Raw genomic sequence first — 16,156 nt, 5'->3', positions numbered from 1 at the left:
GACTTCCCCTTATTCGGCCGGTTCGACTTCGGCAGGCGCCGCCGCCTTGCACGCCCGCATCGGTTCTTCCTGCGCGAGCGCCGTCAACCCGAGCTTGGCGAACAGCGCCGCGTCGGTGTCGTCGCCCGCATTGGGTGCGGTGAGCAGCTTGTCACCGGTGAAGATCGAGTTCGCGCCCGCCATGAAGCACAGCGCCTGCGTCGCCTCGCTCATGCTCTCGCGACCTGCGGACAGGCGCACCATGCTCATCGGCATGCAGATGCGCGCGACCGCCACGGTGCGGACGAATTCGATATCGTCGATCTTGGCGAGCGGCGTATCTGCCAGCATGTCGCCCAGCACGGTGCCCTTGACCGGCACCAGCGCGTTGACCGGCACGCTTTCGGGATGACGTTCGAGCGTGGCGAGCGTGTGGACGAAGCCCACCCGGTCGTCGCGCGTTTCGCCCATGCCGACGATCCCGCCGCTGCACACGTTGATCCCCGCATCGCGGACGTTCTGCAGCGTATCGAGCCGGTCTTCGTATTTGCGGCTGGAGATCACCCGCTCGTAATATTCCGGACCGGTGTCGACATTATGGTTGTAATAATCGAGGCCCGCTTCCTTGAGCATATCCGCCTGTTTCGGCGTCAGCATGCCCAGCGTCATGCAAGTTTCCAGCCCCATCGCGCGCACGCCTTTCACGATCTCGACGATCGCGGGCATGTCGCGGTCCTTGGGGTTGCGCCAGGCGGCGCCCATGCAGAACCGCTGGCTGCCCGCATCCTTGGCCTGCGCCGCAGATTGCAGCACGGCGCGGACATCCATCAGCTTGGTCGCCTCGACCCCGCTATCGGCCTTCACGCTTTGCGAGCAGTAGCCGCAATCCTCGGGACACCCGCCGGTCTTGATCGACAGCAGCGTGCACAGCTGCACCTGATCCGCCGGGTGGAATTCGCGATGCACCGAGGCCGCACGGAAGAGCAGCTCGGTAAAGGGAAGGTTGAACAACTGCGCGATTTCCTCGCGGGTCCAGTCGGTGCGGATTTGGGTCATACGGGCCTCCTGGCAAGATAAAGGCCGAATGCCATGACCGCCAAGCCGAGCGCGCGCTTGGGAGTAATCGCGCTCTGGATGGAGCCAAGCAGGCCGAAATGGTCGATAATTGCCGCAGCGACGATCTGGCCCAGCAGCACGAAGAAAATCGCATTGCCAAGCCCGATCCGGGGCGCGGAATAGGCTACCGAAGTAGCGTAGAACAGCATCACGACGGCGCCGATCCACAACCAGGGCCGTTCGAAAGTGAAGGTGCTGGCGGCGGGAAACCCGGTGAACGCCAGCATTGCGGTCGCAATGACAAAACCGATTGCGAAGGTAACCGCAGTTGCGGCCACCGGCCCGCCGAGCTGTTGGCCGAGCGCAGCGTTAAGCGCCGCAAAAACCGGAATGCCCAGCCCGGCCGCGAACATCATTGCGGCAATCGGAAAGAAGGCATGGGACGAGGATGCGCTCACTCCGCGGCCTCGTCCAGATCCTCACCCGCGGGAGGCATGTTGTGCCCCAGCAGGCGCAGCACGTCGGCGGCGCATTCCACGACATTGCTGCCCGGACCGTAAATGCCCTGCACCCCGGCATCGCGCAGGAAGTCGTAATCCTTCTGCGGGATCACGCCGCCCGCGATCACCTTGATGTCGGCGCGGTCGGCATCGCGCAGGTGCCCGATCAGCTCGGGGATCAGCGTCTTGTGACCTGCCGCAAGGCTGCTTGCGCCGATGGCGTCGACGTCCTTCTCCAGCGCCATGTCGCGCGTTTCCGCCGGTGTCTGGAACAGCGGGCCCGAAACGACCTCGAAGCCCATGTCGCCAAAGGCGCTGGCGATCACATTGGCGCCGCGGTCGTGGCCGTCCTGGCCCATCTTCGCGACCATCAGCCGGGGCGCGCGGCCCAGACGGCGTTCGACTGCCTTCACGCCTTCGACCACCTGCCGGTAGCGATCATCCTCGGCATAAGCCTTCGAATAGATGCCGCGCACCGGGATCGGCAGCGTATCGTAGCGGCCATAGGCATCTTCCATCGCCTGACTGATCTCGCCCAGCGTCGCATCGTGCCGTGCGGCTTCGACCGCGAGCGCGAGCAAATTGCCCTCGCGCTGCGCCGCGCCGCGCGCCAGCGTATCCAGCGCGGCCTTGCAGGCGAATTCATCGCGTTTGGCGCGGACTTCCTGCAATCGCGCGATCTGGCTCTGCCGTACCGCGTGGTTGTCGATATCGAGCGTGTCGATCTCGTCTTCGGTCTCGCGGCGATACTTGTTGACGCCGACGATGACGGTTTCTCCGCGGTCGACGCTCGCCTGCTTGGCCGCGGCGGCGCTTTCGATTGCCGCCTTCGGCTTACCGCTGGCGACATATTCGGTCATCCCGCCGGCCGCCTCGACCTCGTCGAGCATGGCCTTGGCCTGCTCGACCAGCGCGGCGGTGAGGCTCTCGATGTAATAGCTGCCGCCCAGCGGATCGGCGACATTGGTGATGCCGGTTTCCTCCTGGATCACCAGCTGCGTGTTGCGCGCGATGCGGGCGCTGAAATCGGTCGGCAACGCAATTGCCTCGTCCAGCGCATTGGTGTGCAGCGACTGCGTACCGCCCAGCACCGCCGCCATCGCTTCCACCGTCGTGCGGATGACGTTGTTGTAGGGGTCCTGCTCCTGCAAGCTCACACCGCTGGTCTGGCAGTGGGTGCGCAGCATCTTCGACTTGGGGTTCTGCGCCCCCAGCCCTTCCATGACATCGTGCCACAGCGCGCGCGCGGCGCGCATCTTGGCGATCTCCATGAAGAAGTTCATGCCAATGCCCCAGAAGAAGGACAGGCGCGGCGCGAAGGCATCGATATCGAGCCCCGCTTCCATCGCGCGCTTGGCGTATTCCTTGCCGTCGGCGATGGTGAAGGCCAGTTCCTGCACCGCCGTCGCCCCGGCTTCGTGCATGTGATAGCCGGAAATCGAAATGCTGTTGAATTTCGGCATGTTGGCCGAAGTATATGCGATGATGTCCGAAACGATCCGCATGCTCGGTTCGGGGGGATAGATATAGGTGTTGCGGACCATGAACTCCTTGAGGATGTCGTTCTGGATGGTCCCCGACAGCTTGTCCTGGCTCACGCCCTGCCGTTCCGCCGCAACGATGTAGAAAGCCAGCACGGGGATGACCGCGCCGTTCATCGTCATCGACACGCTCATCGTGTCGAGCGGAATCTGGTCGAACAGGATTTCCATGTCGCGCACGGTGTCGATCGCGACACCCGCCTTACCGACATCGCCGACCACGCGCGGGTGATCGCTGTCATAGCCCCGGTGCGTGGCGAGATCGAAAGCGACCGACAGCCCTTTCTGCCCCGCCGCGAGATTGCGGCGATAGAAGGCGTTCGATTCCTCGGCGGTGGAGAAGCCGGCATATTGGCGGATCGTCCACGGGCGCCCAGTGTACATCGAGGCATAGGGCCCGCGCGTGAACGGCGCGATCCCCGGCACCCCGGGATCAACCAGCGCGGCGGTATCCTCGGAGGTATACAGCGGCTTTACCGCGATCCCTTCGGGCGTGTGCCAGGTGAGATCGCGCCCCTTCACTTCCTTGTCGGCGAGAGGCTTCCAGTCGTCATAAGTCGGCTTGTCGGTCATGCACGGTCCTAAACCACAATCGTATGCACAGGAAAAGGGCGGGCGCGGTGCAAACCACCCTCCTCCCCCGTCACCCCCGCGCAGGCGGGGGTCCAGATAACGTTGCTATCGATAGCCAAGATAGATGGATTACCGCCTTCGCGGGAATGGCGATGAGCTTTTTGCGGGGAGGCGCTATTCGCCCTTGAAGTCCGGCTTGCGCTTCTGGAGGAAGGCCATGCCGCCTTCCATCGCATCCTTGCTGGCGCCTGCCAGCCGCTGCCCCTCGGCTTCGGCCAGCAGCACTTCGGTGATGGTGCCGTCCATCGCGGTGGCGATGTTCTTCTTCATCGTGGCGTAGGCCAGCGTCGGACCATTGGCGAGCTTGTGCGCCAGCGCCCGGGCTTCGCCGATCAGCGCATCGTCATCGCAGGCCTTGTAGATCAGGCCCCAATCCTCGGCCTGGTTCGCCCCGATCTTCTCGCCCAGCATCATCATCCGCGTCGCGCGGGCGCGGCCGATCGCGCGGCTGAGCAGCCAGGTCGACCCGCCATCGGGGACGAGACCGATATTGACGAAGGCCTGGAGGAAATAGGCGCTCTTGCCCGCCAGCACGAAGTCGCCCGCCAGCGCGAGGCTGCAGCCGACGCCCGCAGCGGGGCCATTCACCGCGCAGATCACGGGCACCGGCGCGCGCAGCACTTGGTTGATCGCCGGGTTATAATGGTTCTGCAGAGCGCGGTGGCTGCCGCCCTTGTTCTGCAGCGCGCTGCCCTCGCCCCGCGCGGCGAGATCGGCGCCCGAGCAGAAACCCTTGCCCGCGCCGGTGATCAGCACTGCGCGACTGTCGCCCAGATCGTAGAAAGCCGCGCCGATTTCGTCCGCCATCTGCGGCGCCATTGCATTCAACCGGTCGGGCCGGTTGAGCGTGATGGTGGTCAGCGGGCCGTCTTTCTCGACGACGATGGTTTCGTAGCTCACGCGTCTCTCCCAAGGTGCGATTGTTTCGTTTCGTTTCGCAACCGACCTTGGCTGCGATGACGCCTGCGTGCAAGAGCCTTGCGTAGCGGAGGTTCAGGCGGCCGCGCTGGGCCGTGCCGACACGCGATCATGCCATGCGGCAAGCGCCGAACATTCCCCGGGCATTGCGAGCCCGACGAACTTGGCGAAGTCGACAGTCGTCAGCAGCAGGATATCCGCCGCGGTAAATGTCTCGTCAGCAAGGTAATCGCGCCCCTCCAGCGATTCGTCGAAGAAGCGCATCGCTTCGGCCACGCGCGGCCGGTTGGCCTCGCCCCACTCCGCATTGCGCCCCGGCAGGGCTGCTGTGAAGGGATGCGTATGCACCCACACGGCGCCGACCGGCGGCATGAGGATCATCTCGGCCCGGCGGCACCACATCTCAATTTCCGCGATTTCGCGCGCGGTGGTGCCGAACAGCGGCGGCTCGGGATGCTCGGCCTCGAGATAGCGCATGATCGCGACGCTTTCGGCGATCACCGTGCCGTCGTCGAGCTCGAGGATCGGCGTCTGCCCGCGCGGGTTCTTGGCGACGAAGTCCTCCGCCTTCTGCTCGCGCTTGGGGATCGACACTTCCTTACTCGGCAGCTCGATGCCCTTCTCGGCGGCAAAGATACGCACGCGGCGCGGATTGGGCGCCGGGTTGGGACTGTCGTAGAAAAGCATCGAAGTTCCTCTCATTTTCCGCTGCCTGTTCCCGTCATCCCCGCGCAGGCGGGGATCCAGACAACGGTCGCTCAAACTCGCAAGGTCAGCTGGACCCCCGCCTGCGCGGGGGTGACGAAAAAGGTTGGTGGGGCGCCATTCCAACCTCCGCGCCGGTTAGTTCGACCAGTGCGCGTCGTCCTTGGGCGTTTCCATGATTTCGGTCAGCTGGCCCATCATGTCCTTGGGGTGGAGGAAGAAGATCGGCGTACCATGCGCGCCAATGCGCGTGGGGCCGAGAATGCGCTTGCCCAGCCCTTCGAACCACGCGCGGGCCTCTTCGATATCCTCGACCTCGTAGCACAGGTGGTGCTGCCCTCCGGCGGGGTTCTTGGCGAGGAAACCGGTGAGCGTGGACTGCTCGCCCAGCGGCTCGATCAGCTCGATCTGCGTGCCGTGGGTGCCATCCTGCCCGGGCGTATCGACGAAACAGACCTTCACGCCCTGCTCTTCAAGGTCGAAGGGCTCATGCGTAAGCGTCGCGCCCATGACATCGCGGTAATAGCGCAGCGATTCCGCGATCGAAGGCGTCGCGACGCCGATATGATTGAGACGGCCGAGTTTCATTACGCATCCTCATGAATTTTCATTGCTAAGTCTGCGACCCCTTCGTCGGAATTAGAAGGCGGATCGCCCTTCTCCCCTAAACCCATATACTCGGTTCGCACCCAAACGAGGTAGTTGCGAACCTCATCGCGGGACGCCTTGGACTTCAGCATGGTATATAGTTTGAGAGCATAGGCATCATACTCGTCCCGCGGACAGTCTGTCTCGTTGACCCCGATAGGATCCCACTCTTCCCAGAGAAGCAGTTTCAATTTTTCCAGTTCAGGGATCACAGCGGAATATTGTCGTGCTTCTTCCACGGGTTCTCGAGCTGCTTGGTCCGCAGCTTGCGTAGCCCCAGCGCAATCCGCTTGCGGGTCGAGTGCGGGTAGATCACCTCGTCGATATAGCCGCGGCTTGCCGCCACGAAGGGGTTGGCGAAGCGGTCTTCGTATTCCTTGGTCTTCTCGGCGATCTTGTCGGGATTGTCGCGGTCCTGGCGGAAGATGATTTCCACCGCGCCCTTGGCGCCCATCACCGCGATCTCGGCGGTGGGCCAGGCGTAGTTGAGGTCGCCGCGCAGGTGCTTGGAGGCCATCACGTCATAGGCGCCTCCATAGGCCTTGCGGGTGATCACGGTGATCTTGGGCACGGTCGCCTCGGCATAGGCGAACAATAGCTTCGCGCCGTGCTTGATGATGCCGTTATGCTCTTGGCTGGTGCCGGGAAGGAAGCCGGGCACGTCGACGAAGGTCAGGATCGGAATTTCGAAGGCATCGCAGAAGCGCACGAACCGCGCGGCCTTCTTCGATGAATTGATGTCGAGCACGCCCGCCAGCACCATCGGCTGGTTTGCAACCACGCCCACCGTGCGCCCCTCGACCCGGCCGAAGCCGCAGATGATGTTCGCCGCATGGCCCGGCTGCACTTCGAAGAAATCGCCTTCGTCCAGCGTCTTACGGATGACTTCGTGCATGTCGTAGGGCTGGTTGGCGTTGTCGGGGATCAGCGTGTCGAGGCTCGGCTCCTCGCGGTCCCAGGCATCGCTCGTCGGGCGCTCGGGCACATCCTCGCGGTTCGACAGCGGCAGGTAATCGAAGAAATCGCGCGTCGCGAGCAGCGTCTCGATATCGTTCTCGAAGCTGTTGTCCGCCACGCTGGTCTTGGTCGTATGCGTCTTCGCGCCGCCCAGTTCCTCCTGCGTGACGACCTCATTGGTCACCGTTTTCACGACATCGGGGCCGGTGACGAACATGTAGCTGCTGTCTTCGACCATGAAGATGAAGTCGGTCATCGCCGGGCTGTAGACCGCCCCGCCCGCGCACGGCCCCATGATCAGGCTGATCTGCGGCACCACGCCGCTGGCGAGCACGTTGCGCTGGAACACCTCGGCATAGCCGCCGAGGCTGGCGACGCCTTCCTGGATGCGCGCGCCGCCGCTGTCGTTGAGGCCGATGACCGGCGCCCCGACCTTCATCGCGGTGTCCATCACCTTGCAGATCTTCTCCGCATGGCGCTTCGATAGCGAGCCGCCGAAGACGGTGAAATCCTGGCTGAAGACATAGACCAGCCGGCCGTTGATCGTGCCCGACCCGGTGACCACGCCGTCGCCGGGGATCTTCTGGTCCTGCATACCGAAGTCGACGCAGTCATGCTCGACATAGGTGTCGAGTTCCTCGAAGCTGCCTTCGTCCAGCAGGATATCGAGCCGTTCGCGCGCGGTCAGCTTGCCCTTGGCATGCTGTGCGTCGATCCGCTTCTGCCCGCCGCCCATCTTGGCGGCATCGCGGCGGCGTTCCATTTCGGCGATATTGGCGGACATGCTCTCTCCGTGAATAGGTTTGCATGAGCGACTAGTGGCAAGCGAGGCGCAAGGTCAATCGCGCGGCGGGGTTCTTTCGGCGCTGATCAGGAATTCGACATTGCCTTCGGGGCCTGTGATCGGGCTTTCCACGATGCCTTGCACCGCGAAGCCCAGTCCCTCGACCCACTCGCGCATTTCGTCGCAGACCCGCCGGTGCAGCGCGGGATCGCTGACTACGCCCTTCTTGCCCACTTCCTCGCGTCCGACCTCGAATTGCGGCTTGATCAATGCGACCAAGCGGCAGTGCGGCGCCGCAAGCTGGAGCGGACGGTCGAGCACCTTGGCCAGCCCGATAAAGCTGGCATCGCACACCACCCAGTCGCACGCCCGGTCGATCATTTCGGGTGTGAGGATGCGTGCGCTGGTCTGTTCGAGCACGGTGACGCGTTCGTCCTGCCGCAGCTTCCACGCCAGCTGGTTGGTCCCGCTGTCGACTGCGAAGACATGCTCCGCCCCGCCCTGCAACAGCACGTCGGTGAAGCCGCCGGTCGAACTCCCGATGTCCATTGCAGTGACACCCTTGGGATCGAGACCGAACTGTTCGATCGCGTGCGCCAGCTTGATCCCGCCGCGCGAAACCCAGGGATGATCGCGCCCGCGCACGTCGAGCGGGACATCATGGGCAAGCTGCTGCCCCGGCTTCGCCAATTTCTGTTCGCCGGTGAAAACCAACCCGGCCATGACCAGCGCCTGCGCGCGCGTGCGGCTCTCCACGAGCCCGCGGTCTACCAGCATCTGATCGAGGCGCATCTTTTTCGGCATTGGAAACTTGCGCGTTAGCGATCATTGTGCAGGCATGAAACCGATCTATTTGCATCTGGGTGGCGCGCTAGCGCTGAGCTTCACCATCGCGGCCTGCGTGCCCGCTCCGCAGCCGACGCCCGCGCCCGAGCCTGCACCGACGCCGGTTGCGACTACCCCGGCAGCGCCGCCCCCGATGCCCGCGCCCGCCCCGGCAGAGAACTGGATCGACCGTCCGCAGACGGCAGGCAACTGGACCTACTCGGACAGTGGAGAGAATGCGGTCGCGCAATTCGTCGATGGCCGCGGTACGTCGGTCTTCTCGCTGCTGTGCCTCACCGCCGACCGGCAGGTCGGGCTGGTGCGCAATGCCGCGTCAGGCGGCAATGGACAGATGATCATCCGTACGGAAACCGCCGAGCGCACGCTGCCCGCCCGCGCTTTCACCCCCGACAGCGCGGGACGGCCCCGCTTGATCGCTTATGTGAGCGCGCGCGACCCGCTGCTCGATGCGATGGCGCTAACGCGTGGGCGATTCGCTGTGGAAGCGCCGGGCTTATCCACACTTTACCTGCCGCCCTGGGCCGAGGTGACGCGCGTGATCGAGGATTGCCGCTGACCGGAGTCGCGCGACCGGCCGCCTCCGGCATGATCGCGGTCAGGAGGCACAAAAAAGGCCCGGAAACCGATCCGAGCCAGAAACACCAATTCTGACGTGGGAAAACTTTTTTACAAGGCTTGTTTTAAGCCTCTGGAAGACTCCAATATGTCCACAAGATCAGCGGCGAAACGCGGTCTTGTTCCCCGGAGACGGGGTACTTTGGCTCTAAACAGCGCGAAAGGAGGTGATCCGATGTCTCATGGTTCAGCAGAGAGGTCGGCAAGTTTCCGCGCGGAGCACTATCGGTAAAACCAAACCCTTAGAGGCTTCGTGAGCGGCACTTCCCGCCGCTGACCATGCGAAGGGCAGTTCCACCTACGGGCGTGGGACTGCCCTTCTCATTGTGCCAGATCAGATCGGATCGGTTTCCGACCTTCGCCGCACCAGCCGCTTTCTTACCGACGACACAAGCCACCACACTCATCCTTGCCTCGCGCGCGCCTTCCGATTACCCGCGCAGCATGGATTTCGAGCACCTTCCCCACCCCGCCCCCGTCCCTGGCGAAACCCGTCAGCAGGCGCTTCTCGACCCCGGTTTCGGCAAGCTGTTCACCGATCACATGGTCGTGATCGACTACGATGCCGACAAGGGCGGATGGCACCAGGCGACGCTGGGCGCGCGCGAGCCGATCAGCCTCGATCCGGCAGCGGCCGTGCTGCATTACGCGCAGGAAATCTTCGAAGGCATGAAAGCCTACAAGCAGGAAGACGGCTCGCTCGCGCTCTTCCGGCCCGAGCAGAACGCGCGGCGCTTCAATGAAAGCGCGCGGCGGATGGCGATGCCCGAACTGCCCGAGGAAATGTTTCTCGAATCGATCCGCCAGCTGGTCACCCGCGACCGCGACTGGGTGCCGACGATTCCCGATGGCGCGCTCTACCTGCGGCCGTTCATGTTCGCCTCCGAAGCCTTCCTCGGCGTGCGGCCCGCGCGGCAGTACAAATATGTCCTGATCGCATCGCCCGTCGGCGGCTATTTCAAGGCGGGCGCGCAATCGGTGAAGATCTGGGTCAGCCGCAATTACACCCGCGCCGCCCCGGGCGGCACCGGCGCGGCCAAGACGGGCGGGAATTATGCCGCCAGCCTCGTCCCGCAGGCCGAAGGCATTGCCAATGGCTGCGACCAGGTCGTCTTCCTCGACGCGGTGGAGAAGAAATGGGTCGAGGAACTGGGCGGGATGAACCTGTTTTTCGTGTTCGACGACGGCAGCGTGGTCACGCCGCCGCTGACGGGTACGATCCTGCCTGGCATCACCCGCGACAGCCTGATCCAGCTGCTGCGGGAAGAAGGGCTCCAAGTGCGCGAGGAGCCTTACAGCATCGACCAGTGGCGCGTGGATGCCACCACGGGGCGCCTGCTCGAGACCATGGCCTGCGGCACTGCCGCAGTGGTCACCGCGGTCGGCACGGTGCTTGGCCCCGACGGCGAATTCACCATCGGTAGCGGTGGTACGGGCCAGATGACCAACAAGGTCCGCGAGAAGCTGGTCGGCATCCAGAAGGGTGCCGTTGCCGATACCCACGGCTGGACAGTGAAACTCGGCTGATCAGAACCGCGGGCGGACGAGGAAGCGGCGGGTGAAGGTTTTGCTCGGCCGCAGCACGATGATGGCGACCCCGGCCAGCGCGATGCCGCCGCCGACGACCAACCGCCCGCCGATCGCGTCCCCCGTCAACCACGCACCGAAGACGATGGTCAGGATCGGCGTGAACAGCGTCAACGGCACGATCAGATTGGCATCGTATTCGCGCAGCATCCGGTAATAGGCGGTGTGCGCGCCGACCGACACGACGATTGCGGCGAAGAACAGACATGCAGCGAGCTTCCACGGTGAGGTGGCAAGCGACGCGACCTGCCCGCTTTCCATCACCGCGGTCAGCGGCAGCAGCACCGCTACCGAGGCAAGCGCCGCCCAAGCCTGCAACCGGATCGATGACAGGTCGAGCCGCTTGACGAAGACCGTCCCGAGCGCCCCCACCACGGCGGAAATGAATACCAGCAACAGGCCGGTGCTGGTCTCCATCTGGTTTTCGCCCGCCATGGCGAACAGCACACCGCCGAATGCGAGGCCGATGCCAAGCCCGCGGCGCCAGCGGATACGCTCACCTAGGAACAGGATCGCGAACAGCACCGTCATCGGCGCGCCGGTCAGGCTGACGACCCCGGCAGCCGAGGGACTGGCCGTGACCAACCCCATGAACAGCAGGGCGAAGGATCCTCCGCTGATCGCCAGACCGATGAGCAACACACGCCCGAGATTTTCAGGCAGCGGCCGCAGCAGCGGGATGAGCACGATCGCCACGATAAGCGAGCGCAGCAGCGCATAGAACAGCGGCGGCGAGGCAAGGTCGACGATCGCCACTTTGCTGACCACGATATTGAGCGCCCAGACGATGTTACACATCATCATTACCAACAAGGCCCGCGCCGACATGGTCAGTCACCATCCCGCGGCGGGAGCGCTGCGGCAAGTTCGGCGATCCACGTGTCGGCTACGGCATCGCTGGGCGCGCGCCAGTCGCCCCGCGGGCTCAGCGCGCCGCCCGCGCTGACCTTGGGCCCGTTGGGTATCGCGCTGCGTTTGAACTGGCTGAAGCCGAAGAAGCGCTTGAGAAACTTCTCCAGCCACTCCGCGATCGTGGCGAGATCATATTCGTTCTTCGCCTGCTCGGGGAAGTCGATCGGCCACAGCCCGGCGTCCGCCTGCTTCCAGGCATGCCATGCGAGGAAGGCGACATGGCTGGGTTTCTGGCCCCAGCGGATGATGTGGTGAAGGAAAAAGTCGTTCAGTTCGTAGGGGCCGATGATCGACTCGGTGCTCTGGATCGCACCGTCTTCGCCTGCCGGAACCAGTTCGGGGCTGATCTCTGTGGCGAGGATGTCGGTCAGCACGGCGTCGACGCCCGCATCGAACTGCGCGGTCCGCGTGGCCCAGCCGATCAGATACTGGATCAGCGTCTTGGGCACGCCCGAATTGACCGCATAATGGCTCATGTGATCGCCCACGCCATAGGTACACCACCCCAGCGCCAGCTCGCTGAGATCGCCGGTGCCGATGACCCACCCGCCGTTCTGCCCGGCCAGGCGGAAGAGATAATCGGTGCGCAAGCCCGCCTGAACGTTTTCGAAAGTCGTGTCATAGACCGGTTCGCCATCGGCAAATGCATGGCCGATGTTTTCGAGCATCAGCCGCGCGGTGGGCGTAATGTCGATTTCCTCGGCAGTGATGCCGAACGCTTCCATCAGCCGCCAGGCGTTCGACTTGGTATCGTCCGAAGTGGCGAAGCCGGGCAAAGTATAGCCATGGATATCGCTGCGCGGACGGCCCAGCCGGTCCATCGCCTTCGCCGCGACGATCAGCGCATGCGTGCTGTCGAGCCCGCCCGAGATACCGATGGTCAGGCTTTTCGGCCGGGTTGCCTGGATCCGCCGCATGAGCGCATCGACCTGGATGTTGAACGCTTCGTAGCAATCCTCATCGAGCTTGTCGGCGCGATTGGGCACGAAGGGAAACCGGCGGATCGGGCGGTTGAGACCGACGTCTGCGCGCGGCGCGGCGCGCTCGAATGCGATCCGCCGGTACCAGTCCTCGGGCCGTCCGGCGGCCTCGGCGGCATCGTTGAAGGTCTGCATGCGCATCCGCTCGGAGAGAATGCGCTGCGTATCGATATCGGTGACGCACAGTTCGGGCGCGAGATCGAAGCGCACGCTTTCGGCCATCAGATCGCCCAGCTCGTAGATCATCCCCTGACCGTCCCACGCGAGGTCGGTGGTGCTTTCGCCATGCCCGCTGGCCGAATAGGCGTAGGCGCAGACCGACCGGCTCGAGCTTGCGCGGCTGAGCAAATGGCGCTCGTCCGACTTGCCGATGACGATGTTCGATGCCGAAAGATTGAGCAGGATCGTCGCCCCCGCCAGCGCAGCCATGGTACCGGGCGGATTGGGCGCCCAGAAATCTTCGCATATCTCGATACCGAAGGTGAACCCCGGCAGATCGTTGGCGGCAAAGATCAGATCGGTACCGAAAGGTACTTCTCGGGCACCACAGCGGATCATCAGGCCGACACATTCACGGCCATGCGCGAACCAGCGCTTCTCGTAATATTCGCGATAGTTGGGCAGGAAGCTCTTGGGCACCACGCCAAGCAGCTCGCCCCGCGCAACGACCAGCGCACAGTTGTAGATTCGGCCATTGCGGCGCAGCGGCGCGCCGAAGACCAGCACCGGACTAAGCTTGCGCGATGCGTCGATGATCGCCTCGATCTGCGCTTCGACCGCATCGAGCAATGCGCCCTGTAAATGCAGATCGTCGATTGCATAGGAGGACAGCGCCAGTTCAGGGTAGAGCAGCAGGTCGACATGCTGCGCATGCGCCTCGTGCGCGGTCTCGAGAATGCCCTCGGCATTATAGGCGATGTCCGCCGTGCGCACCTTGGGCGTACTCGTCGCGAGGCGGACGAAGCCATGCGTGTGCATGTCGTAAAAGGGATGCGTGGCGCTTCCGCTCATGGGGGCGGTACCTTTCTGATCGGATGGTGCAGGAGCAGGTTCGAGCCAGTCGGCGGGCTGGCAGATGCCCAGTTCGGCCAGCCGCTTCTGGACCGTGGCGCGCGCGATCTTGCCCTTCGCTTCCCAGCCATAGACGGTCCGGCTGGGCCATGGCTGCGGATCGCCATAGCGCGCGCCGAATTCCTCCGCACTGAGCGGAGGGCGCTGTGTTTCGCGCCATTGGCGTATCTTGGAGCCGGCCAGATGCATGGCCGCGGCGGTATCCTTTTAGGCTACCCTACGCAAGTTCGGACTGGTCTTCCTTGCGCATTTCCGTGCGGAAACCGTTTAGCACGGGCCCCGCATGGTGCGTCGCCTCGGCCTGGGCGGCAAAGGCGGCGAGCAATTGGCTGCCCAGTCCGCCCCCCGGATCGGTAAAGGCATCGGCGCCCACGCCGTCGTCCTCGATAGTGAACCGCCACGTGTCGCCGCGCGCGTGGAAGAACACCGCGATCGTGCCGGTCCGGTCGTCGGGGAAGGCGTATTTACACGCATTGGCGACCGCTTCGTTGAGATAGAGCCCGATTGCCACCGCCTCTTCAGGGCTCAGCGTCGCTTGGTCGATCTCGCGAAACAGGCGCACCGATGGCGGAAGGCTCGATCCCTCGATCCGGTCGAGGAGGTATTCCAGATAGGGCTTCATCGCGACATCGGGATCGTCCGACTGTTCCAGTGCCAGCGCCGAATAGGCATCGGCAAAGGTCCGCACGCGGCCCACCGCGTCGTCGAGCGGGGCATGCAATTCGCGCTGCGGGATACGCCGCTTCTGCAATTCGAGCATGCTGGCGACCAGCGCGAAATTGTTCTTCGTGCGGTGCTCGAGCTCGGCCAGCAATGTCAGCCGCCGGTCGGCGCGTTCGCGGATTTCGTCCATCGTCGCATGCGCCGCACGGCGAAAGGCCTCGGCGAAGACGAGCACGATCAGCGCACAGGTGGCATTGAGGACGACGCGTGCGGGATCGGTAAGATCGGCGAACAGGAACGAGCGCGATGGCGGCAGGATGAAAAACCACGCCCAGAAGAAGGTGATCGTAAAGGCGACCACGCCCGCGCGCCAATGTCCGTAGAGCGTGGCGAGCAGGATCGTCGGATAAATCATCGCGAAGGGCCCCGAGATCGGCGCCCAAACGTCGACCAGCGAACGCAGGCCGACCATGGCCGCGGCGCACATGGCCCCGAACACCACTTGGGCGGCAATCTTGCTGCGCTGGCTGAGGAACTGGCGACTGACATCGAAATTGGCGAGCCGGTGCATGGATACGACATTCCGGCGGAGAACAGATGCCCGCCGTTGCCCCGATGCACGCGCGGACGCGCGATGGCTCCGCACCATCGGCCCGCTCCGTTTATCGCAAACTTCCGAAAAGCAGAAGCCCTTCTCGCGTCTGCGGGCTACGCGGCGAGCAATTCCTGCGCGCTCGGACTTTCCTGCAACAGGTTGATAAGCCCGCGTTCTTCGCGGGTCAGCCAGCGGGTGGCACGCGGCAGGCGCAATTGCGCGCGCCAGCTTTCCTGATTCTCGAGCAGTTGGAATACAGCCGGATGGATATAGCTCTTGCGGGTAACCGCGGGCGTATTGCCGAGATGGTCGGCGACGCATTCGAGCAGCGCCTTCATCGGCAGCGCGCCCTCCCCATCCCGAAGGCAAGACAGCGCCTTCACGCTGGCATGCCAGGTGCGGAAATTCTTGGCGGTGAAATCCTGCCCCATGGTTTCGCGCAGATAGTCGTTCACATCGCTCGACCCGACCGTGTGCAGCTCGCCCTCGTCATCGGTATATTTAAACAGGTGCTGCCCCGGCAGGTCCTGCATCTTGCGCACCATGCGCGCGAGGCTTCCGTCGGACAGCGTCACTTCGCGCAGCTTGCCTGCCTTGCCCTTGTAGCGCAGGCGCAGCACCTTGCCGGTCAGTTCGGCATGGCGCTGGCGCAGCGTGGTGGCGCCGAAACTCTTGTTGGCCTTGGCATAGCCTTCGTTCCCGACGCGCACCGCGCCCAGATCAAGCAGGCGGACGACACTCGCCACCGCGCGTTCACGCGTCAGCTTGTGGCCGCGCAAATCCGCTTCCACGCGCTTGCGCACCAGCGGCAGCAGGCTCCCGAAAGTGACGCAGCTGTCGAACTTCTCGCCTTCACGCGCGGCGCGGAATTCGGGATGGTAGCGATATTGCTTGCGCCCCTTGGCGTCGATCCCCGTGGCGAGGATGTGGCCGTTGGGCGCAGGGCAGAACCAGGCATCGGTATAGGCCGGCGGGAGCGCCACCGCATTGAGCCGGCGCTTCTCCGCTGCATCGGTCAGCAGCTTGCCCTCGGGGTCGTAATAGGCCCATCCCTTGCCCGCACCCTTGCGAGAGATACCGGGCAGGTCGTCGTCGACATAGATGAGCTTCGTCATGGCGAAGGGAAGAACCGTGGGAGAGTGGTCACGGTTCCCCACCTTGCGACG

15 protein-coding genes are annotated in these 16,156 nt (G+C 64.0%); 2 read left to right on the top strand and 13 right to left on the bottom strand.

Features of this window, described 5'->3' with window-relative positions; genetic code table 11:
* Positions 1-9 precede the first annotated feature (9 nt).
* From bioB to N6L26_RS03140, 9 genes are all read right to left on the bottom strand, one after another.
* Positions 10-1,035 (bottom strand): biotin synthase BioB, encoded by a 1,026-nt coding sequence (bioB, locus tag N6L26_RS03180; RefSeq protein WP_263606610.1) that lies wholly within the window; start codon positions 1,033-1,035, stop codon positions 10-12.
* Positions 1,032-1,493 carry a DMT family transporter gene (locus tag N6L26_RS03175; protein WP_263606609.1) on the bottom strand — a complete coding sequence of 154 codons (462 nt, stop codon included), beginning with the start codon at positions 1,491-1,493 and terminating at the stop codon, positions 1,032-1,034. Before N6L26_RS03175 ends, bioB begins: the two co-directional genes overlap by 4 nt.
* The gene (scpA, locus tag N6L26_RS03170; protein ID WP_263606608.1) at positions 1,490-3,649 is read right to left on the bottom strand and encodes a methylmalonyl-CoA mutase; all 2,160 of its coding nucleotides are present in this window, start codon (positions 3,647-3,649) and stop codon (positions 1,490-1,492) included. Before scpA ends, N6L26_RS03175 begins: the two co-directional genes overlap by 4 nt.
* A 174-nt stretch (positions 3,650-3,823) precedes the next feature.
* Entirely contained in the window at positions 3,824-4,609 is a 786-nt protein-coding gene (locus tag N6L26_RS03165) for an enoyl-CoA hydratase-related protein (protein WP_263606607.1), read from the bottom strand.
* A 93-nt stretch (positions 4,610-4,702) separates the two neighbouring features.
* Positions 4,703-5,314 (bottom strand): glutathione S-transferase family protein, encoded by a 612-nt coding sequence (locus N6L26_RS03160; RefSeq protein ID WP_263606606.1) that lies wholly within the window; start codon positions 5,312-5,314, stop codon positions 4,703-4,705.
* A 156-nt stretch (positions 5,315-5,470) separates the two neighbouring features.
* Positions 5,471-5,920 (bottom strand): methylmalonyl-CoA epimerase, encoded by a 450-nt coding sequence (gene mce / locus N6L26_RS03155; protein ID WP_263606605.1) that lies wholly within the window; start codon positions 5,918-5,920, stop codon positions 5,471-5,473.
* Positions 5,920-6,219, bottom strand: a complete 300-nt coding sequence (locus N6L26_RS03150) for a hypothetical protein (protein WP_263606604.1) — start codon at positions 6,217-6,219, stop codon at positions 5,920-5,922. The genes mce and N6L26_RS03150 overlap by 1 nt, the downstream gene beginning before the upstream one ends.
* Positions 6,189-7,721 carry an acyl-CoA carboxylase subunit beta gene (locus N6L26_RS03145; protein WP_063511210.1) on the bottom strand — a complete coding sequence of 511 codons (1,533 nt, stop codon included), beginning with the start codon at positions 7,719-7,721 and terminating at the stop codon, positions 6,189-6,191. Before N6L26_RS03145 ends, N6L26_RS03150 begins: the two co-directional genes overlap by 31 nt.
* Positions 7,722-7,775: 54 nt before the next feature.
* The gene (locus tag N6L26_RS03140) at positions 7,776-8,498 is read right to left on the bottom strand and encodes a TlyA family RNA methyltransferase (protein ID WP_412071339.1); all 723 of its coding nucleotides are present in this window, start codon (positions 8,496-8,498) and stop codon (positions 7,776-7,778) included.
* 61 nt (positions 8,499-8,559) lie between these two features.
* Between N6L26_RS03140 and N6L26_RS03135 the strand changes: the two genes are divergently transcribed.
* Complete coding sequence (locus tag N6L26_RS03135; protein ID WP_263606602.1) at positions 8,560-9,123, top strand: hypothetical protein; 564 nt, start codon at positions 8,560-8,562, stop codon at positions 9,121-9,123.
* A gap of 503 nt (positions 9,124-9,626) precedes the next feature.
* Positions 9,627-10,709: a branched-chain amino acid aminotransferase gene (locus N6L26_RS03130; RefSeq protein ID WP_263606601.1), complete on the top strand. Its 1,083-nt coding sequence runs from the start codon at positions 9,627-9,629 to the stop codon at positions 10,707-10,709.
* Here the strand turns inward: N6L26_RS03130 and N6L26_RS03125 are convergent, their stop codons facing one another.
* From N6L26_RS03125 to N6L26_RS03110, 4 genes are all read right to left on the bottom strand, one after another.
* A complete protein-coding gene (locus N6L26_RS03125; RefSeq protein ID WP_263606600.1) occupies positions 10,710-11,597 on the bottom strand; it encodes a DMT family transporter in 888 nt (295 codons plus the stop codon). It abuts the gene before it with no gap.
* A 2-nt stretch (positions 11,598-11,599) separates the two neighbouring features.
* Positions 11,600-13,672 (bottom strand): NAD(+) synthase, encoded by a 2,073-nt coding sequence (locus tag N6L26_RS03120; protein WP_263607241.1) that lies wholly within the window; start codon positions 13,670-13,672, stop codon positions 11,600-11,602.
* Positions 13,673-13,949: 277 nt separating this feature from the next.
* Complete coding sequence (locus N6L26_RS03115; protein WP_263606599.1) at positions 13,950-14,966, bottom strand: sensor histidine kinase; 1,017 nt, start codon at positions 14,964-14,966, stop codon at positions 13,950-13,952.
* 137 nt (positions 14,967-15,103) lie between these two features.
* Positions 15,104-16,105 (bottom strand): DNA topoisomerase IB, encoded by a 1,002-nt coding sequence (locus N6L26_RS03110; RefSeq protein ID WP_263606598.1) that lies wholly within the window; start codon positions 16,103-16,105, stop codon positions 15,104-15,106.
* Positions 16,106-16,156 lie beyond the last annotated feature (51 nt).

Source organism: Qipengyuania sp. SS22 (assembly GCF_025736935.1).
Taxonomy (GTDB): Bacteria; Pseudomonadota; Alphaproteobacteria; order Sphingomonadales; family Sphingomonadaceae; genus Qipengyuania.
The sequence above is the reverse complement of the archived record's forward strand: the minus strand, read 5'-3'. Positions and strand labels throughout refer to the sequence as shown.